Source organism: Rathayibacter sp. AY2B3 (genome assembly GCF_002931755.1).
Taxonomy (GTDB): domain Bacteria; phylum Actinomycetota; class Actinomycetes; order Actinomycetales; family Microbacteriaceae; genus Rathayibacter.
On record NZ_PSUG01000010.1, the window covers coordinates 1 to 21,896 of the forward strand.

Sequence of the window (21,896 nt, forward strand, 5' to 3'; positions counted from 1 at the left end):
GGCTGGGTGCCCTATCCGTTCCTGGATCCCGCGACCGGGTACGGGCAGGTGTCGGTGTTCGTCGTCGGGATCGCGGTCGCGTTCCTCGCGTCGGTCCTGACGCTAGGGGAGCGGAGCCCCGGATGACCCCGAACGGGTGACCCCAGAACGGGCCGGTTGTCGGCGGAGCGGGAGAGTCCCGGGTCCGCCGACCGGCGGCCCAGTGTCCGCTCACTCCACCCGTCGTCTCAGCGGCCGGCCACCGGCACGATCCGCAGCCGGCTCATCGCCCAGACCAGTGCCCCCGACGCGAGGAACGCGACCGCGATCCCGACGACGAACACCGACACCTGCCCGTACCCGGTCGCGGGATCCAGGAACGGATAGGGCACCCAGCCGTCCGTCGCTCCGCGGACCAGCACCACGACGAGCCAGACGATCGGGTAGACCACGACCAGCCAGAGCCGCCGCCACGGCAGAGGCGGGCGATCGGCGAGCAGCAGCCAGTCGAGCAGGCCGTAGATCGGGAACAGCACGTGCATGACGGTGTTGGCCCACGGCAGCGCCACTCCGCCCGCGACCTCGGTGAGGAGGGTGTTGTAGACGAGGCCGACGACGATGATGCAGCCGGTGAAGGCTCCGCGCGCCAGGACGAGTCCGCCCGGAACCGGACGGCGCCGGAGGGCGAGCACGGCGGTGACGGCCAGCAGGACGGCGAGCACGATGTTGCTCTGGATCGTGAAGAAGCCGAAGAAGTTGAACGGGTTCAGCGGCGTGCGCGAGGCGGTGTCGACGGCCGTCGCGATCACGGCGACGAGGACCGCGGCGGCGACGAGGAGGCGCAGGAGCGCGACCGGCACGCGGGCCGAGTCCGCCCAGGAGGAGGGGGAGGGCGGCGTCATCGCTCGAGCGTAGCGCTGGAGCGCCTAGCCTGTCCCCGTGCTCACGATCGGCGTCGACCTCGCAGCGGAGCCGGTGCGGACCGCTCTCGCCGCCCTCGAGTTCTCCGGAGGGCGGGCCGTCGTCCGCTCGCTCGCCCTCGGCGCCGAGGACGCGACGATCGTCGAGGCGTCACGGGAGGCGGCGGTCATCGGGATCGACTGCGCGTTCGGCTGGCCGGTGGAGTTCGCGGCGTTCGTCTCGGCCCACACCCGGCGGGAGGTCTCGCCGCGCACGCTCGCGGGCCGCGACTGGCGGCGCCGCCTCGCCTACCGCGAGACGGACCGTGTCGCGAAGGAGGTCACCGGGCGCTGGCCGCTCAGCGTGTCGACCGACAGGCTCGGGATGACGGCCATGCGCTGCGCGGAGCTGCTGGACGCCTTCGCCGCGAGCGGGGAGGACGTCGACCGCTCCGGACGCGGACGGCTCGTCGAGGCGTATCCGGCGGCGGCGCTGCGGCTCTGGGGAGTCGACACCACGGGGTACAAGACACGACCGGAGGCCGTGGCGCTCGCCGTGGAGTCGCTGCTCCGCGCAGCGCCGTGGCTCGACGTCCCCGCGCCCGCGCTCGCACTGATGCGCCGCTCGGACGATGCGTTCGACGCCGTCGTCGCGGCTCTCAACGCTCGCGCCCACGCGCTGGGCGCGACTCTGCCGGTGCCCCCCGAACTGCAGGAGGCGGCGGAGGCCGAGGGGTGGATCGCGGTCCCGACCGGATCGCTCGCGGAGCTCGCGAGCTGATCGGAGCCGTCTCGACGGGCGCGCTCAGGCGGGGATCTTCGCCCCCAGCAGGCCGGCGGCGACCTCGGCGGCCCGCTCGGCCTCCTCGACGGTCGAGAAGGGCCCGGTGGGGACGAGGGAGGGCGCGGTGGTCAGTCGGGCGTCGATCTCGAGTCGGAACCGGGGCAGCTCCGCCCCGGGAACGACGACGATCCTGACTCCGTTCCGGCTCCATCGCGCGGGTTGGATAGAAGAAATCTGTGTCATGGTGCTCTCCGCTTTCGCGATCATCCGCACGGGTGGCTGACGCCTCGACCGTGCACGATTCACGCTACGTCCGGTGCCGGTCTCTCCGAACGGGCTTGACCTCTCAGGCTCGTCGGGCGTAGCGGGTCACTGCAGCCGGTCGAGGGTGTCGCTGATCCGCCGCAGGCACTCGATGAGGACCGACACCTGCGCGGCGTCCAGGTCGGCGAGCACCTCGCCCTCGGCGGCGACGAGGTTGCGCATCGCCTCGTCGACCCGCTTCGTGCCCCGCGGGGTGAGCGAGACGATCTTGCTGCGCGAGTCCGCGGCGTTCTGCTCGCGGACCACGAGCCCGCGGGCGCCGAGGCGGTCGACGCGGCTGGCCAGGTTGCCGCTGGACAGCGCGAGGTGCGTGGCGAGGGCCGAGGGCGTCATCCCGGCCTCCCCGCGCTGCCGCAGCAGCGAGAGGAGCTCGAACTCCCACGGGGCGAGATCGCTGACGGCGAAGGACTGCCGCCGCACCTCCTGCACGCGCGGACTGAGGCGGCGGAGGCGGGAGACGACGTCCAGAGGCGCGAAATCGAGGTCGGGCAGGGCCCCGGCCCACGCGTCGATCACCAGATCGACATCGTCGTCTTCGCGCATGCCCCGATTATCCCCGGACGGCGCGGGCGCCGACGACGGGTGGCCCGGGGAGGCGGCCGGGCCTAGCCTGTGCGGACGACGGGCGAGGCGGTCAGGCGCGGGCGGCGCGGACGTAGGCGACGATCGCGTTCGCGTGGCCGTGACCCAGGCCGTGTTCGGTCTTGAGCCAGGTGACGACCTGCATGTGCGGCTCGGAGCGCAGACGCTCGTCGGCGAGGTCGAGCCAGTCCTGGACGGGACGGCCGTAGGTCTTCTCGATGCTCGGGAAGTACGAGGCCGGTCCCTTCGGCTTCGCGCCGTCTGCGGGCGGTTCGGGAGCGAGCACGCGGTCGGTCATGCGGTCACGATAGCGAGCCGCGGTCAGGTCGTGTAGGCCGAGGGGTCGAACCGGCCGAGCTCCTCGCGGAAGGCGAAGGCGAAGTCCGGCCAGAGCAGGGTGAGGCGCCGGTTGTCGTCCAGATACCAGCTCTCGCAGCCGCCGTTGGTCCAGACGGTGTCGGCGCTGAGGGCGTCGAGGCGGGCGACGGAGGCGGCCTCGGCCTCGGCGGTGACCTCGAGCCGGTCGGCGCCGGAGGCCGCGAGGTGGTCGAGCGCGGCGAGCACGTAGTCGATCTGCGTCTCGATCATGTGCACCGCCGAGTTGTGGCCGAGGCTCGCGTTGGGGCCGTTGACGACGAAGAGGCTCGGGAACCCGTGGACCGCGGTCGACTCGTACGCCGCCATGCCGTCGGACCAGCGGTCGGCGAGGAGGACGCCGCCGCGGCCGCGGATGCGCCGGGCGAAGGGCGGCCGTGTGGAGTGGAAGCCGGTCGCGAAGACGAGCACGTCGACCCCGTGCGGGACGCCGTCGTCCCCGAGCGCGGCATCCGCCTCGACGCGCCGGAGCGGACCGGGGACGACGCGGACGTGCGGCTGGGCGAGGGCGGGGTAGTAGTCGTCCGAGAGGAGCACGCGCTTGCAGCCGATCTCGTAGTCCGGAGTCAGCACGGCGCGGAGCGCGGGATCGGGGATCTGCTCCTCGAGGTGGCCGAGCGCCTCAGCCCGCAGCCGGTCGATGGCCTCGGGAACGGCGACGCGGCCGGCGAAGCCGAGCTCGGCGCGCCAGAACAGCTCCTCGCGGAGCCTCGTGAGGGCCCCGGGCGCGCGGGAGAGGGCTCGGCGCTCCTCCGGCGGGTACGGGCGGTTCCGGCGGGGGACGACGTACGGCGCCGAGCGCTGGAAGAGCACCACCTCGGCGGCGCGCTCGGCGAGGTGCGGCACGATCTGCACGGCCGAGGCGCCCGAGCCGACGATGCCCACGCGCTTCCCGTCGAGGTCGACGTCGTCCCGCCAGCGGGCGGAGTGGAAGGCGGGGCCCGTGAACGCGTCCAGGCCCGGGACGGCCGGGAGGCGGGGCTCGGAGAGGCGCCCCGCGCAGACGAGGAGGACGCCGGCGGAGTAGTCGCCCCGGGAGGTGCGCACCCGCCAGCGGTGCGCCTCCTCGTCGAAGACCGCCTCGAGCACCTCGGTCCCCAGCCGGAGCCGGGGCGCGAGGCCCTCCTTCTCGACGACGCGCTCGAGGTAGGCCTGGATCTCGGCCCCGGGGGCGTAGAACGCCGACCAGTCGGCCTCGGGGGCGAAGGAGTAGGAGTAGAGGTGCGAGGGGATGTCGCAGGAGACGCCCGGGTAGACGTTGTCCCGCCAGGTGCCGCCGATCCGCTCGGCGCGCTCCAGCACGACGAACGAGGTGCCGTCACGCCGCTCCAGGCGGACCGCGGCTCCGAGGCCGGCGAACCCGGCGCCGATCACGACGACGTCGACGTCCATCAGACCGTCGTCCTCGCCAGGACGCTGCCCGCCGGGTCGCGGTGCGGGTCGGCGAGGAAGTGCTCGAGGACGGCGAGGAGCTCGGCGGGGCGCTCGGTGAGCACGGCGTGACCGGAGTCGAGGACGGCGTAGCGGGCGTCGTCGATCGCGCCGAGCAGGGCCTCGGCACCCTCGACGCCGACGACGGCATCGGCCGAGCAGCCGACCACGAGGGCGGGCACGCGGCAGTCCGAGGCGGCCGCGGAGGCGTCGGCCCGAGCGGAGGCGGCGAGCATCCCGGCGGCGCCGGCGCTCCACGGGGCGGAGGCGGTGGCCGAGCGGACAGCGAGGAGCCGAGCGGCCTCCTCCTGCGCGTCGGGCGGCAGCATCGGCCAGAGGCGCGCCGTGCGGAGGAGGCGCTCCGTCGGGCGCCGCCATCCGGCCACGAGGGCGAGGGCGCTCACCCGCCGGTCGCCCGCGGCGAGGGCCACAGCGGCTCCGAGAGAGTGGCCGATCAGGACGGCCTCCTCGGCGCCGAGCGCGTCCAGGGAGGCGCGCACCGCGGCGGGGCCGTCCAGCCACGGGTCACCGAGGTCGGCGAGCTCGAGCGCGGCGACGCGGTGGCGCCGCGCCAGCATCGGCATCAGCAGCCCGGTGTCGCTCCGCGCGCCCCGGCCGACGCCGGTCAGCAGCAGCACGGCGCGCGGGCTCTCGGCACCCGCGGTCAGCAGCCTCACGGCGGCGCCGTCCGACTCGATCCGCTCCTCACGGACCAGCTCCGCCTGACGCCGCAGGTACTCCGAGCGGGTCATGACGCCCGGCGGGTCCCGCGGACCGGGAGGCGCATCCGCTGCGGAGTCGCCTCTGCGACGGGCTCCACCCGCAGCGCCCGCTCCGGTGCGACCACGCCGTAGGTCGTGGTGCGCTGGCGCCAGCCGCGGCCGATCTCGCCGCTCAGCCGGGCGACGGTCGCGATGTCGAGCGAGCGGTAGGCCTCTGCTCCCGCCTCGGGGCGGAGGGCGCCGTCGAGCAGCAGGCCGCCGAGGTCGTCCGCCCCGCCGCGGAGGAGGACCTGCGCCGCGTGCAGTCCCAGCTTGGTCCAGGCGGTCTGCACGTGGGCGATCCGGCCGTGGAGGACGAGGCGTGCGATGGCGTGCACGGCACGGGTCTCGCGGAGGGTCGGACCGCCCCGGCTCGCGCGCACCACGGCGGGCGGCGCCTCCGCCGGGACGAAGGGCATCGCGATGAACTCGGTGAAGCCGCCCGTCTCGTCCTGGATCGCCGCGAGCGTGCGCAGGTGCGCGAGCTGCTGCTCGGGGGTCTCGACGTGTCCGTAGACCATGGTCGAGGTGGAGCGGAGGCCGCTGCGGTGCGCGGCCGTGATCGCCTCCCGCCACTCGGTCACCGTCGGGTCCGTCCCCTCGCTCAGGACGGCGCGGACGTCGTCGTCGAGGATGCGGGCGGCGGTCCCCGGAACGGAGTCCACGCCGGCCTCGCGGAGGGCGTCGAGCATCGCGGGCAGGGTGCGGCCGGTGCGGCGGGCGACCTCGAGGATCTCGCCGGGCCGGTAGGCGTGCAGGTGCAGCGCGGGCTGCCGCTGCTTCAGCGTGCGGACGATCAGCAGCAGATCGTCGCCCGGGTGCTCCGGTCCGATCGCGCCCTGGAGGCAGAGCTCGGTGGCGCCGAGCGCGACCGCCTCGTCGGCGAGCTCCTCCAGCCGCTCGACGGTGAGCCCGCCCGCTCCCCAGAGGGACGTGTCGATGTTGCGGTTGACGACGACCGAGACCTCGTCGCCGGCGGCGTCGTGCCGCAGGTCGTCCGCCAGAGCGGAGAGGGCGTCGAGGTCGTCGCCGTCGGCTGCGAGCAGGGCGAGGTAGTCGGCGTCCTCGAGACCGGCGGGGTCCGCCTCAGCCCGGGCGAGCACGGCGCCGAGGGCGGGCGCGACCGGTCGGGGCAGGGCGTCGAGCGAGTCGCGGTAGGGCCGGGGGAGGACCGGTGCCGCCTCGTCGGCGAGCCAGGTCCCGCGGTCGGCGAGCGCCTCGACGTAGGGAGCGACGCGCGGATCGATCCAGGTGGCCGAGTCGCGGAGGTACTGCGGGTGCGCGGTCAGCCGCTCGTGCAGCCGGTAGCCGGCGGCCTCGGTGAGCCGCGCGAGGTCGTCGATGTTCGGCCAGGGGCGCTCCGGATTCACGTGATCGGCCGTGAGCGGGCTGACGCCGCCCCAGTCGTCGACCCCGGCGCGCAGCAGCAGCCCGAGCTCCTGCTCGTCGGTGAGGTTCGGCGGTGCCTGGATCGTCGCGTCGGCGCCGAGCACGAGGCGCGCGACCGCGACGTTGGCCACGTACTCCTGCAGCTCGAGATCGACCTCGTTCTGCATGGCCGTCCGCGGCTTCGCGCGGAAGTTCTGGACGATGCACTCCTGCACGTGGCCCCAGCGCTCGTGGGACTCGCGGATCGCGAAGAGGGCGTCCGCCCGCTCGGAGGCGTTCTCGCCGATGCCCAGCAGCACGCCGGTGGTGAAGGGGATGCGGCTCCGGCCCGCGTCCTCGAGCACGCGCAGGCGCAGCGCCGGGTCCTTGTCCGGCGAGCCGTAGTGCACGCCGCCCTTCTCGGACCAGAGGCGCTCGGCGGTCGTCTCGAGCATCATGCCCATCGAGGGCGCGACCGGACGGAGCCGCTGCAGCTCGGCCCACGACATCACGCCGGGGTTCAGGTGCGTGACCATGCCCGTCTCGCTCATCACCAGGACGGCCATCGCGCGCACGTACTCCAGCGTCGACGCGTAGCCGTGCTCGGCGAGCCAGGCGCGGGCGACCGGCCACCGGTCCTCCGGGCGGTCGCCGAGCGTGAACAGGGCCTCCTTGCAGCCGAGCGCGGCACCGGCCCGAGCGACCTCGAGGATCTCCTCCGGCTCCATGAAGGTCGATTCGCGCTTGGCCGCGAGTCCGCCGGGCGTCTCCACGAAGACGCAGTAGTGGCACCGGTCGCGGCAGAGCTTGGTCAGCGGGACGAAGACCTTCCGCGAGTAGGTGACGACGCCGGGCCGTCCACGGCGGGCGAGGCCGTCGTCGCGCAGGCGGCCGGCGGCCTCCAGCAGCAGGTCGAGGTCGTCGTCACGCGCGCCGAGGAGCGCTTCGGCGCTCTCGCGCGTCAGCGCCTCGCCGCGGTCGAGCCGGGCGAGCAGGGTGGCCGTGGTCATGCGGGAGCGGCCCTTCCGAAGGGGGTCGTGGCGGAGGCGGGAGGTCAGAGCGCGCGCAGCCGCGGCGCGAGGTCGCGCTCGAAGGCGTCGAAGAAGCGCTGCTGGTCGTCGCCCGGGGCGTGGAAGACCAGGTGGGTGAAGCCCGCGTCGACGTAGGGCTTGATCTGCGCGACCGTCTCCTCGGGGTCGGAGCCGACGATCCAGCGCTTCGCGACCTGCTCGATCGGCAGCTCGTCGGCTGCGCGCTCCATGTCGACCGGATCGGTCAGCGAGTGCTTCTGCTCCGGCGACAGCGAGAGCGGCGCCCAGAAGCGCGTGTTCTCGAGGGCGAGCGCCGGATCGGGGTCGTAGGAGAGCTTGATCTCGATCATGCGGTCGATGGTCGAGGAGTCGCGATCGGCCGCGGCGGCGCCCTCCTCGACGGCGGGGAGCAGCTTCTCGGTGTAGAGCTCCATGCCCTTGCCCGACGTGCAGATGAAGCCGTCGCCGGCCCGGCCGGCGTACTTGGCGACGACGGGGCCGCCCGCCGCGATGTAGACCGGCACGCCGCTCTCGGGCTTGTCGTAGATCGACGCCTCGTGCGTGGAGTAGTACTCGCCGTCGAACGTGACGCGGTCGCCGGCCCAGAGCGCGCGCATCAGCCGCACGGCCTCGCGGAGCCGGGCGAAGCGCTCCTTGAAGTCGGGCCAGGTCTGCTCGCCCGCGCCCTGGTAGCCGGTGGCGACCTCGTTCAGCGCCTCGCCGGTGCCGACGCCGAGCATGATCCGCTCGGGGTAGAGCACGCCGAGCGTGCCGAAGGCCTGGGCGATGACGGCCGGGTTGTAGCGGTAGTGCGGGGTCATCACGGAGGTGCCGAGGGTGATGGTGGAAGTGCGCTCACCGGCCGCGGCGAGCCAGGCGAGGGAGAACGGCGCGTGCCCGCCCGTGTGCCGCCACGGCTGGAAGTGGTCCGAGACGACCGCGGTCTCGAAGCCGTGCCGCTCGGCGCCGACCGCGAGCTCGACGAGCTCCCGGGCGCCGAACTGCTCCGCCGAAGCCTTGTACCCGAGCGTGATCGTCATCTGCAGCCTTCGTGAGAGAGGGGACGGCCCCCGGAGCGGGAGCCGCCTCTCCATTGTGCGCCTGCCGCGGCGGCCGGCGGGACGGGTGGACGCACCCGGGGGAGGCGTGCCCCGATCCCGGGCTGGGGAGGAGCGTCAGGCCGGCGGAGCGGCGATGTTCACCATCCAGCCGACGCCGTAGCGGTCGACCAGCATCCCGAAGCGGTCGCCCCAGGGCGAGGCGACCAGCGGCTCGAGGACCGTGCCGCCCTCGGCCAGGCCGTCCCAGTAGCCGCTCAGCTCGGCGTCGTCGTCGCCGAAGAGCGCGATCGTGATGCGGGCGCCGCTCTCGGCCGGGCCCGCGGAGGGGGAGTCGGAGCCCATCAGGATCATGCCGCTCGGCGTGACGAGCTGGGCGTGCATGATCCGGTCCTGGTCGGCCGGATCCGCGCTCATCCCGAAGTCGCCGAAACGGCTGGAGCTGAGCTCGCCGCCGAGCACGTCCCGGTAGAACTCCATCGCCTCCTGAGCGGAGCCGTCGAAGCCGATGTAGGGGCTCAGTGAAGTGGGCACGGCACGCCTTTCGGTCGAGGTGCGCCCAGTATCTCCGCGTCCCGACGCGAGCACCAGGGGCGTCCTGCAGAAAGTCCGCCCCCGGTCCTCAGAGCTCGTCGCGGGTGGGCGGGTTAGCGCCGGAGCGGGAGGTCGTGATGCCGGCGACGTGTGCGGCGTGGCGGCCGATCGCGTGCAGGGCGGGGCCGTCGAGCAGCATCCCGTTCGCCGCGCCGAGGCCCTGGCGGAGCGCCTCGTCGAGGATCGCGCCCATCGCGGAGTCGCCGGCGCCGATCGTGTCGGCCACCACGATCCGCGCGGCGGGCACGGTCACCCGCGTGACGGCGGAGGCCAGCAGCAGTCCCTCCGCGCCGCGCGTGACGACCGCGAGCTGCGACCCGAGGGAGAGCAGTCGGCTGAGGACCTCGTCGAGCTGCATGGTCGGGTAGAGCCACTCCGCGTCCTCGTCGCTGAGCTTCACGACCTCGCACGCGGCGGCGATCCGCTCGAAGCGCGCGAGCGCCTCGGCATGAGCGCCGACCAGCGCCGGGCGGATGTTCGCGTCGACGCTCGCCGTCACTCCGGCGGGCAGCGCCTCGAGGAGCTCGAGCACGGCGGATCCGCCCGGCTCGAGGAAGATCGCGATCGAGCCGGTGTGGACGTGGGAGGCGCCCTCCGGGTCCGCGGCGGGCGGGTTCCAGGAGAGGTCGAAGACGTAGCGGGCGGATCCGTCTGCGGCGAGGACCGCCCGAGCGGTGCTGGTGCGCTCCGCGCCGCCGTGCTGGACCTCCACTCCGGAAGCCTCGAGGTGGGCGCGGATGCGGCGGCCGCGCTCGTCGTCGGCGATGTCGGTGACGAGGGTCGCGGGCCGCCCGAGGCGGGCGAGCGTGAGGGCGACGTTGGCCGGGGAGCCGCCGACGTGCTCCGTGGCGCTGCCGTCGCGCTCGACGATGTCGATCAGCGCCTCGCCGATGACCAGGGTTCGGGAAGCCGGGCTGACGCACTCGTCGGTGAAGGACATGCCGACATCATGCCGGGTGACGGGGTCGCCCCGCGACGCGCGGGGACGACCGGCGGAGGAGGCTCGCGTCCCGCCCGCGGTCTCAGACCCGGTCGCGGAGGTCCGCCAGCACCGCGTCCACGGTCGTGATCTCGATCAGCGGCGCGTACAGGGCCATCGCGTCGAGCGCGCGGTGGTGGTCGGCCTCGGAGGCACCGGCGCAGGCGTCCGCGGCGACCCTGACCCGGACTCCGGCGTCCGCTGCCGCCAGCGCGGTCGAGAGCACGCAGCAGTCGGTCGAGACGCCGGTGAGCACGAGCTCGCGGGAGTCGTCCAGTTCCGCCTCGAGCTCGGGCCCCCACTTGCCGAAGGTCGTCGCGGTGATCGTGCGGTGGCCCTCGAACCCGTCCACGAGCGCGAAGAGCCGGTCGCTCGCGGGGACGAGCGCGAACGGCCACTCGCGGTAGTAGGGGATCCACGCGCCCGCGGGCCGCTCCGGGGCGACGAAGCGGGTGGTCACGACCCGCGCGCCGAACGCCGGGAGGAGCCGGCGGGTCCCCTCGGCCGCGCGCTCGAACCCGCCGGACCCCCACGGCGACTCCGCATCGGCGAAGACGTGCTGCAGGTCGATCGCGACGAGCAGGCTCACGCCGAGGCCTCCTGACGGCGGACGGTCCCGCGCGAGAGCGCGAGTGTTCCCGCGAAGCCGATCACGAGCGCCACGAGGACGCCGAGGTTCGCGCCGGCCCAGTCGCCGTCGCGTCCGCCGAGCGGGCCGAGGAGGTAGCCCTCCCACTCGAACCCGGGGGAGTAGTTGACCACCAGACCCCAGCCGACGACCGCGCCGATCAGCACGAGCGCCACGGGGACCGCCGAGACGCTGCCGTAGCGGCCGCGGGAGTCGTAGAGAGCCTCCTGGTCGTAGTCGCGGCGACGGAGGAGGAGGTCGGCGAGGAACACGCCGAGCCAGGCCGCGATCGGCACGCCGAGGGTGATCAGGAAGCCCTGGAACGGGCCGAGGAAGTCGCCCGCGACGAACACGACGTAGACCGCTCCGAGGACCATCAGCACGCCGTCGATCCCGGCGGCCACCGGCCGGGAGACCTTGAGCCCCGTGCTGAGCAGCGCCAGTCCCGAGGAGTAGATGTCCATCACGGCCCCGCCGATCAGGCCGAGCAGCGCGACGACGATGAAGGGGAGCAGGAACCAGGTCGGCAGGATCCCGGCGAGCGCTCCGATCGGGTCCGCGGCGATCGCGTCCGACAGCTCCTGCGAGGAGCCGGCCAGCAGCAGGCCGACGACGACCAGCACGACGGGGGCGACCGCGCCGCCGATCGTCGTCCAGGCGATCACTCCGCTCGTGCGGGCGCCGCGGGGGAGGTAGCGGGAGTAGTCGGCCGCGGCGTTCACCCAGCCGAGCCCGAAGCCGGTCATCATGAACACGAGCCCGCCGATGACCGCGGCGGCCGAGCCGGCGGGCAGGGCGCCGACGGCCGCGAGGTCGATCCGGTCGAGGACGAGCACCACGTAGACCACGGTCAGCACGGCGGTGGCGACGGTGATCGCGAGCTGGAGCCGCATGATCAGGCGGAAGCCGGCGATGCCGGCGATGACGATGAGCGCGGCGACCACGATCAGCGCGACCACCTTGGTGAGCACGCCCCCGTCCCAGCCGAACTCCTCGAACACCGTCGCGGTCGCGAGCACCGCGAGGGAGGCCAGCACCGTCTCCCAGCCCACCGTGAGAAGCCAGGAGATCACCGAGATCAGGCGGTTGCCGTCGACTCCGAAGGCCGCCCGGCTGAGCACCATGGTGGGGGCGGAGCCGCGCTTGCCGGCGACGGCGACCAGGCCGCAGAAGAGGAACGAGACGACGATCCCGATCACGCTGACGAGCGTCGCCTGCCCGAAGGAGAGGCCGAAGCCGAGGAGGAAGGAGCCGTAGCTCAGCCCCAGCACGGACACGTTCGCGGCGAACCACGGCCAGAACAGGTCGCGCGGGCGGCCGTGCCGCTCCGACTCCTGGATCGTGTCGAGGCCGTTGAGCTCGATGCCGCCGGCGGGGCGGGTGCTCGGACGATCGGGGGAGGTCATCGCGTCCTCGTTCTCACGGGTGCCGGCCCTGCGCCGGAGCTGTGACGAACCTACAGCGCCCCGCGCTCGAACAGCAGCCGGAGCGATTCGAGGTCGTCCGCCACCCGCGCGCAGTCCTCGTCCCAGTCGTCCAGGCTCATCCCGGGGCGCCGCCGCACGGTGAAGGCCACCTCGGCGCCGTCCCCGTTCACGAGCACCCGGAGCGGATTGTCCACCACCGTCCCGTCGGGGAGGGTGACCTCGTGGTCCGCGACGCCGAACGGGTTCTGCGGGGCGAAGCGCACCTCGACCCGTCCCATCGGCGAGTCGGCGAACCAGCGTCCGTCGACCTGCTCGAGCGCGGAGGAGGCGAGGCCCGCGGCCCACCGCGGGAGGTTCGCCGGGTCGGAGACGAAGGCGTACACCTCCGCTGCCGGAGCCTCGATCACGACACCCACGGGGCGCGACTCGTACAGGGTCATCCGCTCGTCCTTCCTCTGCAGCCGGTCAGTGCTCGTCGCCGAAGCTGGCGACCAGCAGCGCGGCGAGCGCCGTCCGCTCCAGCATGCCCTCGATGCCGATCGCCTCGCTGCGTGCGTGCGCCCCCTCGCCCGGGGCTCCGAGCCCGTCGAGGACCGGCAGGCCCAGCGCGGCGACGAGGTTGCCGTCGCTCGCTCCGCCGACCGCGATCTCGCGGAGAGGGACGTCGATCCGCTTCGCGACCCGCTCGGCTCTGCGGTAGAGCGCGGCGACGGAGGCTGTCCGCTCGAAGACGGGGCGCTCCCAGGAGCCGCGCACCTCCAGCCGGATGCGCGGGTCGGCGGCGGCGAGCGCGTCGAGCTCGGCCTCGACGCGGGCGGCCTCGGCCGACCCGCGGATCCGCGCCTCCAGCTCCAGGCGCACGCGGGCCGTCGTCACATTGACCCGCGAGCCGCCGGAGACCACTCCGATGTTGACCGAGGTGCCCTCCTCCTCCCGCGCGATCGCCAGCACCCGCGGGATCAGCGAGCCGAGCTCGTGGATCGCGCTCGCCCCCTTCTCCGGCTCGACCCCGGCGTGCGCCTCGACGCCGACCACGTCGATCACGAAGCGCCCGATGCCCTTGCGCGCCGTCTTGACCGCGTCTCCGATCGCGCCCTCGAACACCAGGACCGCGTCGGCGCCCGTGCACTGCCGCTCCAGGAACGGGCGGGAGGCGGCGCTGCCGATCTCCTCGTCCCCGCTCATCACCAGGCGGACGGCCGGATGCGCAACGCCGGCGTGGCGGAGCGCGGCCACCAGCCACACCATCTGCACCAGCCCGGCCTTCATGTCGTAGCTGCCCGGCCCGCTCAGGCGGTCGCCGTCGACGGCGAAGGGCCAGGAGCGGGTCGTGCCCAGGGGCCACACCGTGTCGTAGTGGCCGAGCAGCGCCACGAACGGACGCGTGCCCCGGTGCGGTCTCGCGCCGCCGCTCGCCGGGACGGTCCAGCTGGTCGCGGTCGGCGCGTCCTGCGCCCGCTGGTGCTGCACGTCGGCGTCGTGCCCGAGCCGCTCGCCCACCCAGTGCACCAGGAACGCGTGCAGCTCGCCGAGCGCCTCGAGGGAGTCGCTGGGGCTCTCGATCATCACGAGGTGCCGGACGTCGTCGAGCATCCGCGAGCGGTTGTCGCGGAGGAAGGAGCGCACGCGGGCGGCGTCGTCGGCATCGGGGAAGGTCATCGACTCCGGAGTACCAGAGAGCGGCCGCTCGCGCGAACCGGCTGAACCGTTCGGGCCCCCGTTACGTTGGTGCAGGAAGAGGTGGAGATGTCCGAGGATCAGGCCCAGATGCTGCGTGCGCTGCACGACGATCACGCCAGCGCGCTCTGGCGGTTCGTGCTGCGCCTGACCGGCGACCGCCAGATGGCGGAGGACGTCGTGCAGGAGGCGCTGCTGCGCGCCTGGAAGCACCCCGAGATCCTCGCCCAGGGCGAGGCCGCCGCCCGCTCCTGGCTCTACACCGTGGCCCGGAACCTCGTCATCGACGACCGCCGCAGCGCCCGCTACGCCCGGGAGCTCGGAACGGACGAGGTCCCCGAGCGCCCCACCGCCGACCGCACCGACCAGGTGCTCGACGCCTGGCTGCTCTCGGACGCGCTCAGCGGACTGAGCCACGACCACCGCGCCGTCATCGTGCACGCCTACTACGGCGGCCGCACGGTCACCGAGATCGCCGCGCTGCTGGGGATCGCCCCGGGCACCGTCAAGTCGCGGATGCACTACGGGATGCGGGCCCTCAAGCTCGCGCTGCAGGAGCGGGGGGTGACGGAGCTGTGAGCCACGACCCCTCCTCGGACGACCGGCACGACGACCCCTTCCGCGACTGGGACGCCGCGTACCTCCTCGGATCCCTCACCGCCGCCGACCGCCGCGAGTACGAGCTGCACCTGCGCGCCTGCCCCGGCTGCCGCGAGGCCCTCGCCGAGTTCGTCCCGCTGCCGGGCCTGCTGGCCCACCTGCCCCAGGACGAGGCGATGCGCCTGGTCGAGGAGCCGGAGGCGGCGGGTGACCCGGCTCCGGCGGCACTGCTGACCCGCCTCGCCGCGGCCACCGACTCCGTCCGCCGCCGCACCCGGCTGCGCATCGTGGGCCTGGTGCTCGCCGCCGCGGGCGTCTCGGCCGCCGCCGCCGTCGCCCTGCCGCTCGCGATCGGCCCGTCGCTCGCCCCCGTCGAGACCGTCGGCTCGACGGTCTCGCTCGCCGCCGCTCCGGGCGTCCCCGTCGAGGCCTCCGTGCGGTTCGTCCCGCAGCAGTGGGGCACGCGGATCGACATGGACTGCAGCTGGGCCGACACGGCCGAGCAGTACGCGGGCTCGGCCGGATACGTCCTCTACGTCACGGACACCTCGGGCGGCACCGAGGCCGTCGGTTCGTGGACCAGTGCGCCGGGCACGACGATGGAGCCCAGTCTCGCCACCGGGCTGCCGCTGTCCGAGATCGCCTCGGTCGAGGTGCGGCTGCAGGACTCCGACACGGTCGTGCTCACCGGCCGCCCCTGAGCGCGCCGCCGGATTCCCAGGTGCGCGCTCGACGGACTGAGTAGCTTCTCAGTCATGACGATCGCGACCCTCGCCCTCGCCCCCGCCTCCGTGGCGACCGCCTCCTCCTCCGACAGCATCGACGAGCTCTCCGGGCTCGTCGGCGTCGCCGCGCGGGTGATCGCCGCGCTCGGAGAGGCGGGCGTCGGTCTGCTGACGCTGATCGAGACGGTGTTCCCGCCGATCCCGAGCGAGCTCGTGCTGCCGCTGGCCGGCTTCCTCGCCCAGCAGGGCCGGATGAACCTGGTACTCGTCGTGATCACGGCGACTCTCGGCGCCTACCTCGGCGGCCTGATCCTCTACGCGCTCGGCCACCGCATCGGCACGGAGCGCTCGATCCGCCTGCTCTCCAAGCTCCCGCTGGTCGATCGCGAGGACTTCGAGAAGGCGGTCGGCTGGTTCCGCCGGCACGGCACCTGGGCGGTCCTCTTCGGGCGCCTCATCCCGGGCGTGCGCAGCCTCATCTCGCTCCCCGCGGGGGCCGAGCGGATGAACCTCCTGCTGTTCTCGGGGCTGACGATCCTCGGCTCCGGCGTCTGGAACGGCCTGCTGATCGGCCTCGGCGCGGCCCTCGGCACGCAGTACGAGCTCGTCGACCAGTACGCGGGCGTGCTCGACGCGATCATCTACAGCGCGTTCGGCGTGCTGCTGCTCGCGCTCGTGGTGCGCAGCGTGCGGCGGCACCGTGCCGCGGCGCGCACCGGATCGCGCCACTGACCTGCGCCCTCGGGCGGGCGGGCGCAAGGCCCCGCGGCACCCCGCCCCGGTGCCCTAACGTTCGAGGGGTCCGCACTCCCCGACGCGAAGGAACGCCATGTCCGAGACCGCCGCGCCCACGATGTCCCGCACCTCCGTCGAGCGCTGGTGGATCATCGCCGTCTCGCTGATCGCGATCGTGCTCGGCGTCATCGCCGTCCTGATCCCCGGTCCGACGCTGCTGACCGTCGCCATCGTCTTCGGCATCCACCTGATCGCCGCGGGCGTCTTCCGCCTGCTGCTGGCCTTCACCGCCTCGCGGCTCGACGCCCGGGTGCGCTGGCTCGCGGGCCTGCTCGGCGCCCTGATCCTGGTCGCGGGCATCCTGTGCCTCTCGAACCCGTTCGAGTCGCTGAGCGTCCTGGGCCTCGTGATCGGCGCGGGCTGGATCCTCGACGGCGTCTCGAGCATCACGAGCGGACGCAGCGTCGCCGGCCCGGCCTGGCTCCCGATCGCGGCCGGCATCGCGTCGGTCATCGCGGGTGTCCTGACGATCATCATGCCGGTGCTGGCTCTGGCCTCGTTCGTCACGGTCGCGGCGATCCTGCTGATCGTCGTGGGCGTCTCCGGCCTGCTCCTGCTCCCGGGCCGCACCACGCGTCCCGAGGGCGCGGAGGCCTGAGCCGCGCGGATGACCGATCCCGACCTCGTCCCCGAGCTGCTGGTCGCCGATCTCGAGCGGAGCCTGGAGTTCTGGTGCGGCCCCTGCGGCTTCCGGATCGACTACGCCCGGCCGGAGGAGGGCTTCGCGTACCTGGTCCTCGGCTCCGCCCACGTGATGCTCGAGGAGGCGGGGCGCGGCCGCAACTGGGTCGCGGCGCCGCTGGAGCGGCCGCTGGGCCGCGGGATGAACCTCCAGCTGCACGTCGACGACGCCGACGAGACGGCCGCAGCACTCGCCGGAGCCGGAGTGCCGCTGTTCTCGCCGCTCGAGACCCGCTGGTACCGGGTCGGAGCGGAGGAGGCGGGCGTGCGCCAGCTGGTCGTGGCCGACCCCGACGGATACCTGCTGCGGTTCCAGTCCTCGCTCGGACGCCGACCGGCCTGAGCGCTGCGGCGACCGCGACCTCCGGCCGACGCGCCACCATCCGCTCGGCTCGCGACGTCATGCCAGCGGTTGATGCCGAGGACGTCTCGCGACTGGTTCCCTCGAGACATGACGCAGCACCCCGCCACCGCGACCCTCCCGCAGGTCCCGGCCGCCGAACGCCCCGAGCCCGCAGCCGAGCCGATCGCGGCGGCGTCCGAGCGCGAGCCGCTCGTCCGGCCCGCCGACCTGGTCTCGGCGCTCACGGGCGTCGCGCTCTGCTTCTTCTCGCTCTTCGTCTACGCCATCGCGCACTGGCAGTACTTCGGCGCGGACGTCGACGAGGTGAGCGTCCTCGGCTGGCTCGCGCCGCTGATCGCCGGCGTCGCCTGCCTCCTCACGGCCGTCGTGTCCGTCGCGGTCCGCGCCTCCGGGCGCCGCGCCGAGCGGGCCGCCTCGTGATCCCCGTCCTCGGCGGGCCCGGCCTCGAGGCCGCCGAGCAGCTCCTCGCGCGTGCCGGCTGCCTCCGCCCGGAGCACCCGTGGATGGTCGGGGAGGACACGGCAGCGGCTCCCCGGATCGACTTCGCCGTCCTCGCCGACCGCGCGTGCCTCCTCGACCTCTCCGAGGAGGCTGTCGCGCGCATCGCGGTGTCGCTCGCCACCGGCCGCCCCGTCGACCTGCGCAGCGCCTTCGGCCACCTCACCCGCGACCACGCGCAGCTGGTGATGATCGCGCTCGCCGTCGCCGGCGGTCACGACCGCGTGGGCAGCCGGATCCGCGTGGTCGGCGACGAGCGCCGGGTCGAGACGGCGCCGCCCCTGGCCGTCTGGCCCTCCTGAGCCCCGCCCGCCCCGACAGGGCGGCTCCGCTCGCCGATCCGACCCGGCGCTCCGCGTGCGTCCGAGGCCCCGGCCCGGTGAGCCGGATGGAGGCACCGTGCCGCCGACCCGCGTCGCTACGGCCTTTCGGAGGTGCCCGGTTTAGGGTGTCCGTGTGCAACGAGTCGACGATTTCCCAGGAGCCGGACCGGTGGAGACCTCACCCGAATCCGGTGACCAGGGGGAGGCGTCCGCGCATCGGCTCTCCCCGACGGCGACCTCTCCCGTGCAGGTGACGAGCGGCGAGGCCGGTTACCAGGGCGGCAACGTGGCCGATCCGGTCTGGCAGTCGTGGCGCGACGAGCTCGCCAAGGTCGGCGGTCCGTCGCCCCTGCTCCACTTCGTGGACTCGCCCCGGACGCGCATCGAGCTCTCGACCACGCACCCCGGCGGGCTGCCCCCGTTCATCTCGGGCAAGACCACCCTCCTCTCCTCGCTCATCCGCGACGAGCTCGCCCTGCGCACCGCGAAGAACGCCGCGGGTGCGATCACCGACAAGGGGATCGAGCTGCGGTCGGTCCGCGGCATCGAGGGCGTCCACCTCGCCATCGGCCTCGCCCAGTGGCGCGCCGGCGACACGGAGTTCACCGCTCCCGTGCTCCTGCGCCCGCTCGCCATCCGCCGCTACGGCCGCGACTTCGAGCTCAAGCTCAAGGGCCAGCCCTACTTCAACCCGCAGCTCGCGCGCGCTCTCAAGCAGCAGTTCGGCATCACGATCGACCCCGAGCAGTTCGTCGAGCTGGCCGTGCAGAACGGCGTCTTCAAGCCGCAGCCGGTCATCGACCAGCTGCGCGGCCTGACCTCGCACCTGCCGTGGTTCGCCGTGCACCCGCGCCTCGTGGTCTCGAGCTTCGCCGACGTGGCGGGCGACATGCTCCGCGACGCCCGGATGCTCGAGCACCCCGTCCTCGACGCCGTCGCCGGGAACCCGGCCGCCAAGCGGGCGCTGCAGCAGTCGCAGAAGGTGGCGTCGATCATCCCGCAGGACGAGCGTCCTCCGGCGACCGACAACCTCCTGCTCGACGCCGACGCCGAGCAGGAGCAGGTGATCGCGAACATCGCGGCCGGCAACTCGCTCGTCGTGAAGACCCTCCCCGGCACGGGCGGCACCCAGACCATCGTCAACGCGATCGGAGCGCTGGCCGCCCAGCACAAGCGCGTGCTGGTCGTCAGCGCCCGCCGGTCGAGCCTCGACAGCATCCACCAGCGCCTGCTCTCGGCGGGCCTGGGCGGCATCGCGGTCGGGCCCCGGACGCTCCGCCGCGACCTCATCCAGTCGATCGGCCGCAACGAGAAGGCCGCGCGCCCCTCCGTCAGCGAGATCGACGACGCACTGCTCCGGCTCCGGAAGGTGCTGCTCGACTACCGCGGCGCCCTCTCCCGCCGCGACGAGAGCTTCGGCGTCTCGGCGCTGCAGGCACTCGAGGAGCTCGCCCGCCTCTCGCAGCTGCGGACGCCTCCGTCGACCGCCGCCCGCCTCGACCGCCGCTCCGTCACCGCTCTCGCGCACAGCCGCCCCGAGGCGACCCGGATGCTGATCGAGTCGGCGCGCCTGGGCGAGTTCCGCTACGGCCCGGGCGACTCGCCCTGGTACGGCGCGCAGTTCGACTCCACCGCCGACGCCGAGATCGCCCACGAGCTGGCCAAGCGCCTGCACCTGCGCGATCTGCCGCGCCTGCTCGACCGCGCCCAGGACGTCATCGGCCAGACGCGGATGCGCCCGTTCGAGTCGGTCGCCGAGCTCGGCATCTACCTGCGCCTGCTGCAGGACGTCCGCGAGACGCTGGACAAGTTCCAGCCGGCCGTCTTCGACCGCTCGATCCAGGACCTCATCGTCGCCACCTCGCCCCGCCGCGAGGCCGCCGAGATGTCGTCCACCAACCGCCGGCGCCTGAAGAAGCTCGCCCGCGAGTACCTGCGGCCCGGCGCGCACGTCACCGACCTCAACGCGGCGCTCCGCCGGGTGCAGCAGCAGCGGACGCTGTGGCAGCGCTACGCGGTCGCCGGCACGATCCCCGAGGTCCCGGTCGGCGTCGCCGACGTGCAGGTGGCCTACCAGCAGGTGACCGACCAGCTGAGCCGCCTCGACGAGCCGCTCGGCCGCCGCGGGACGAACCTGCAGCTCGCCTCGCTCCCGCTCGCGGAGCTGGCCTCGATGGTGTCCGGCCTCGCCGAGGACAGCGAGGTGCTCGCCAACCTCCAGGAGCGGACGACGCTCCTGGCCACCCTGCGCGACTGGGGCCTGGACCCGCTCCTCACCGACCTCTCGCGCCGCCACGTTCCGGCCGAGCTGGTCGCGGGCGAGCTGGACCTGGCCTGGTGGCGCTCGGCGCTCGAGATCATGCTGACCGACGAGCGCGCGCTCCTCGGCGGCAACACGAGCGTGCTCGACCGGCTCGAGGCCGACTTCAAGCTCGTCGACGAGGCGCACGCCGCCTCGAGCGCCGAGCTCCTCGCCTGGAAGCTCTCCGAGACCTGGAAGATCGGGCTCGTCGACTGGCCGCAGGAGCGCGACGCGCTGCGCTCGCTGCTGCGCACCGAGGCGGCGACGACCCCTCAGGAGCTGCAGAAGGCCGCTCCGCACCTCTCGCGCGTGCTCGCTCCGGCCTGGCTCGCCTCGCCGTACGAGGTGCACCGCATCGGCACCGAGACGACCTTCGACGCGGTGTTCCTCGTCGACGCCGGCGCGACCACGCTGGCCGAGAACGTCGGAGCGATCCGCCGGGCCAAGCAGGTCGTCGCGTTCGGCGACCCGGTCACGCAGACCCCTACTCCCTTCGGTCTGCGCGTCGACGAGACGCCGGAGTTCGGCTCCACCGCCTCGCGGACCGACGTGGAGGCGCTGCACGCCCAGTCGGCGCTCGCCCGCCTCGGCGAGCTGCTCAACACCGTCACGCTCACCCGCAGCTACCGCGCGGGCGGCGAGGACCTGGCCGAGCTGGTCAACCGCCGCTTCTACGGCGGCCGCATCGACTCGCTGCCCTGGGCGGGCTCGTTCCTCGGACACGACTCGCTGCGCTTCCACTACATCGCGAGCGGGCACGGCATGCCCGAGAACGACTCCGGGGCGGTCGAGTCCGTCGACGCCGAGGTCGCGAAGGTGGTCGAGCTGGTGCTCGAGCACGCCGTGATCCGTCCGCGCGAGTCGCTGATGGTGATCACCGCGAGCCCCCGGCACGCCGTGCGGGTGCAGCAGGCGGTGCTGACGGCCTTCGCCAAGCGCACCGACCTCAGCGACTTCATCCTCGGCGATCGGCCCGAGCCCTTCGCCGTCGTGACGCTGGAGCAGTCGGTCGCGCAGAGCCGCGACCGCGTCATCTTCTCGATCGGCTACGGCCGGACGCCCCACGGCCGCCTGCTGTCGAACTTCGGCGCCCTCGCGGAGCCGGGCGGAGAGCGCCTGCTGGCGGTCGGGATGACCCGTGCCCGCCGGTCGATGGACATCGTCTCGTGCTTCCGCCCGGGCGACATCGACGAGTCGCGCATGCGCTACGGCATGGTCGCGCTCGCGCAGGTGCTGCAGGAGGCGGAGGACCGCGTCCAGCCGAGCGACCGCGACGACTACTCCGAGCCGATGCTGGTGGATCTCGCCGCGCGCCTCGAGCGCCGCGGACTCCGGGTCAACATCGGGCACAAGGGGAAGCTCGCCCTCGTCGCCGCGCACGGGACCCGCGCCGTGGTGGTCGAGACCGACCGCGACGTGAGCACGCAGAGCCTGCGCGTGTCGCTGCGCCTGCGTCCGGAGCTGCTGCGCCGGCTGGGCTGGCACTACCTGCGGGTGCACAACTTCGAGCTGTTCGCCGACCCCGAGGCCGTGGCCGCGCGGGTGTCCGGGCTGATCGGTGCGACCGCGGGGGAGGAGCAGGCCGCTGCTCCTGCCGCCGGCGAGGCTGCCGCTCCTGCCGCTGCCGCCGCTCCTGCCGCCTCTGCCGCTCCTGCCGCCGCTCCGGCGTCGGGGGAGACGCAGCCCGTCGAGCCGCTGCCGCGCGACTGAT

Annotated in this window: 23 protein-coding genes; 9 read left to right on the forward strand and 14 right to left on the reverse strand. The window is 73.7% G+C overall.

Annotated elements, in window-relative coordinates; translation table 11 throughout:
• Positions 1 to 227: 227 nt before the first annotated feature.
• A complete protein-coding gene (locus C5C24_RS04805) occupies positions 228 to 881 on the reverse strand; it encodes a Pr6Pr family membrane protein (RefSeq protein WP_104304435.1) in 654 nt (217 codons plus the stop codon).
• Between the two features lie 37 nt (positions 882 to 918).
• Between C5C24_RS04805 and C5C24_RS04810 the strand changes: the two genes are divergently transcribed.
• Positions 919 to 1,659: a DUF429 domain-containing protein gene (locus tag C5C24_RS04810; protein WP_104304436.1), complete on the forward strand. Its 741-nt coding sequence runs from the start codon at positions 919 to 921 to the stop codon at positions 1,657 to 1,659.
• Between the two features lie 24 nt (positions 1,660 to 1,683).
• On the opposite strand, the gene C5C24_RS04815 is transcribed toward C5C24_RS04810, so the two are convergent.
• From C5C24_RS04815 to C5C24_RS04875, 13 genes are all read right to left on the reverse strand, one after another.
• The gene (locus C5C24_RS04815) at positions 1,684 to 1,905 is read right to left on the reverse strand and encodes a hypothetical protein (RefSeq protein ID WP_146076606.1); all 222 of its coding nucleotides are present in this window, start codon (positions 1,903 to 1,905) and stop codon (positions 1,684 to 1,686) included.
• A 126-nt stretch (positions 1,906 to 2,031) separates the two neighbouring features.
• Positions 2,032 to 2,529, reverse strand: coding sequence for a MarR family winged helix-turn-helix transcriptional regulator (locus C5C24_RS04820; protein WP_104275400.1), 498 nt, complete (start codon positions 2,527 to 2,529; stop codon positions 2,032 to 2,034).
• A 91-nt stretch (positions 2,530 to 2,620) separates the two neighbouring features.
• Positions 2,621 to 2,866 (reverse strand): DUF4287 domain-containing protein, encoded by a 246-nt coding sequence (locus tag C5C24_RS04825; RefSeq protein WP_104225060.1) that lies wholly within the window; start codon positions 2,864 to 2,866, stop codon positions 2,621 to 2,623.
• Positions 2,867 to 2,889: 23 nt separating this feature from the next.
• The gene (locus C5C24_RS04830; RefSeq protein ID WP_104304437.1) at positions 2,890 to 4,335 is read right to left on the reverse strand and encodes an NAD(P)/FAD-dependent oxidoreductase; all 1,446 of its coding nucleotides are present in this window, start codon (positions 4,333 to 4,335) and stop codon (positions 2,890 to 2,892) included.
• Positions 4,335 to 5,126, reverse strand: coding sequence for an alpha/beta fold hydrolase (locus tag C5C24_RS04835; RefSeq protein ID WP_104304438.1), 792 nt, complete (start codon positions 5,124 to 5,126; stop codon positions 4,335 to 4,337). Before C5C24_RS04835 ends, C5C24_RS04830 begins: the two co-directional genes overlap by 1 nt.
• A complete protein-coding gene (gene cofG / locus C5C24_RS04840; RefSeq protein ID WP_104304439.1) occupies positions 5,123 to 7,513 on the reverse strand; it encodes a 7,8-didemethyl-8-hydroxy-5-deazariboflavin synthase CofG in 2,391 nt (796 codons plus the stop codon). Before cofG ends, C5C24_RS04835 begins: the two co-directional genes overlap by 4 nt.
• A gap of 44 nt (positions 7,514 to 7,557) precedes the next feature.
• Entirely contained in the window at positions 7,558 to 8,574 is a 1,017-nt protein-coding gene (gene fgd, locus C5C24_RS04845; RefSeq protein WP_181067747.1) for a glucose-6-phosphate dehydrogenase (coenzyme-F420), read from the reverse strand.
• Positions 8,575 to 8,709: 135 nt separating this feature from the next.
• Positions 8,710 to 9,126, reverse strand: coding sequence for a VOC family protein (locus C5C24_RS04850; protein ID WP_104282003.1), 417 nt, complete (start codon positions 9,124 to 9,126; stop codon positions 8,710 to 8,712).
• A gap of 88 nt (positions 9,127 to 9,214) precedes the next feature.
• On the reverse strand, positions 9,215 to 10,126 hold the full coding sequence (locus tag C5C24_RS04855; RefSeq protein ID WP_104304440.1) for a carbohydrate kinase: 912 nt from the start codon (positions 10,124 to 10,126) through the stop codon (positions 9,215 to 9,217).
• An 82-nt stretch (positions 10,127 to 10,208) separates the two neighbouring features.
• Positions 10,209 to 10,754, reverse strand: coding sequence for a cysteine hydrolase family protein (locus C5C24_RS04860; RefSeq protein WP_104275393.1), 546 nt, complete (start codon positions 10,752 to 10,754; stop codon positions 10,209 to 10,211).
• The gene (locus C5C24_RS04865) at positions 10,751 to 12,199 is read right to left on the reverse strand and encodes a cytosine permease (protein WP_104304441.1); all 1,449 of its coding nucleotides are present in this window, start codon (positions 12,197 to 12,199) and stop codon (positions 10,751 to 10,753) included. Before C5C24_RS04865 ends, C5C24_RS04860 begins: the two co-directional genes overlap by 4 nt.
• Before the next feature lie 50 nt (positions 12,200 to 12,249).
• Positions 12,250 to 12,660, reverse strand: a complete 411-nt coding sequence (locus C5C24_RS04870) for an SRPBCC family protein (RefSeq protein WP_104249452.1) — start codon at positions 12,658 to 12,660, stop codon at positions 12,250 to 12,252.
• A gap of 25 nt (positions 12,661 to 12,685) precedes the next feature.
• Positions 12,686 to 13,879, reverse strand: a complete 1,194-nt coding sequence (locus tag C5C24_RS04875; protein ID WP_104275391.1) for a M20/M25/M40 family metallo-hydrolase — start codon at positions 13,877 to 13,879, stop codon at positions 12,686 to 12,688.
• A gap of 87 nt (positions 13,880 to 13,966) precedes the next feature.
• Between C5C24_RS04875 and C5C24_RS04880 the strand changes: the two genes are divergently transcribed.
• The 8 genes from C5C24_RS04880 (at position 13,967) to C5C24_RS04915 (ending at position 21,895) form a co-directional block, all read left to right on the forward strand.
• Positions 13,967 to 14,476, forward strand: coding sequence for a sigma-70 family RNA polymerase sigma factor (locus C5C24_RS04880; RefSeq protein ID WP_104304442.1), 510 nt, complete (start codon positions 13,967 to 13,969; stop codon positions 14,474 to 14,476).
• Entirely contained in the window at positions 14,473 to 15,198 is a 726-nt protein-coding gene (locus C5C24_RS04885) for an anti-sigma factor (protein WP_104304443.1), read from the forward strand. The genes C5C24_RS04880 and C5C24_RS04885 overlap by 4 nt, the downstream gene beginning before the upstream one ends.
• Positions 15,199 to 15,252: 54 nt before the next feature.
• Positions 15,253 to 15,954 carry a DedA family protein gene (locus C5C24_RS04890; protein ID WP_104275388.1) on the forward strand — a complete coding sequence of 234 codons (702 nt, stop codon included), beginning with the start codon at positions 15,253 to 15,255 and terminating at the stop codon, positions 15,952 to 15,954.
• Between the two features lie 97 nt (positions 15,955 to 16,051).
• Entirely contained in the window at positions 16,052 to 16,615 is a 564-nt protein-coding gene (locus C5C24_RS04895; RefSeq protein WP_104275387.1) for an HdeD family acid-resistance protein, read from the forward strand.
• A gap of 9 nt (positions 16,616 to 16,624) precedes the next feature.
• Positions 16,625 to 17,041, forward strand: a complete 417-nt coding sequence (locus tag C5C24_RS04900; RefSeq protein WP_104275386.1) for a VOC family protein — start codon at positions 16,625 to 16,627, stop codon at positions 17,039 to 17,041.
• A 108-nt stretch (positions 17,042 to 17,149) separates the two neighbouring features.
• Positions 17,150 to 17,482, forward strand: a complete 333-nt coding sequence (locus C5C24_RS04905) for a hypothetical protein (protein WP_104304444.1) — start codon at positions 17,150 to 17,152, stop codon at positions 17,480 to 17,482.
• Positions 17,479 to 17,862 (forward strand): hypothetical protein, encoded by a 384-nt coding sequence (locus tag C5C24_RS04910; RefSeq protein ID WP_104275384.1) that lies wholly within the window; start codon positions 17,479 to 17,481, stop codon positions 17,860 to 17,862. The genes C5C24_RS04905 and C5C24_RS04910 overlap by 4 nt, the downstream gene beginning before the upstream one ends.
• A gap of 265 nt (positions 17,863 to 18,127) precedes the next feature.
• A complete protein-coding gene (locus C5C24_RS04915; RefSeq protein ID WP_258065053.1) occupies positions 18,128 to 21,895 on the forward strand; it encodes an ATP-binding protein in 3,768 nt (1,255 codons plus the stop codon).
• Position 21,896 lies beyond the last annotated feature (1 nt).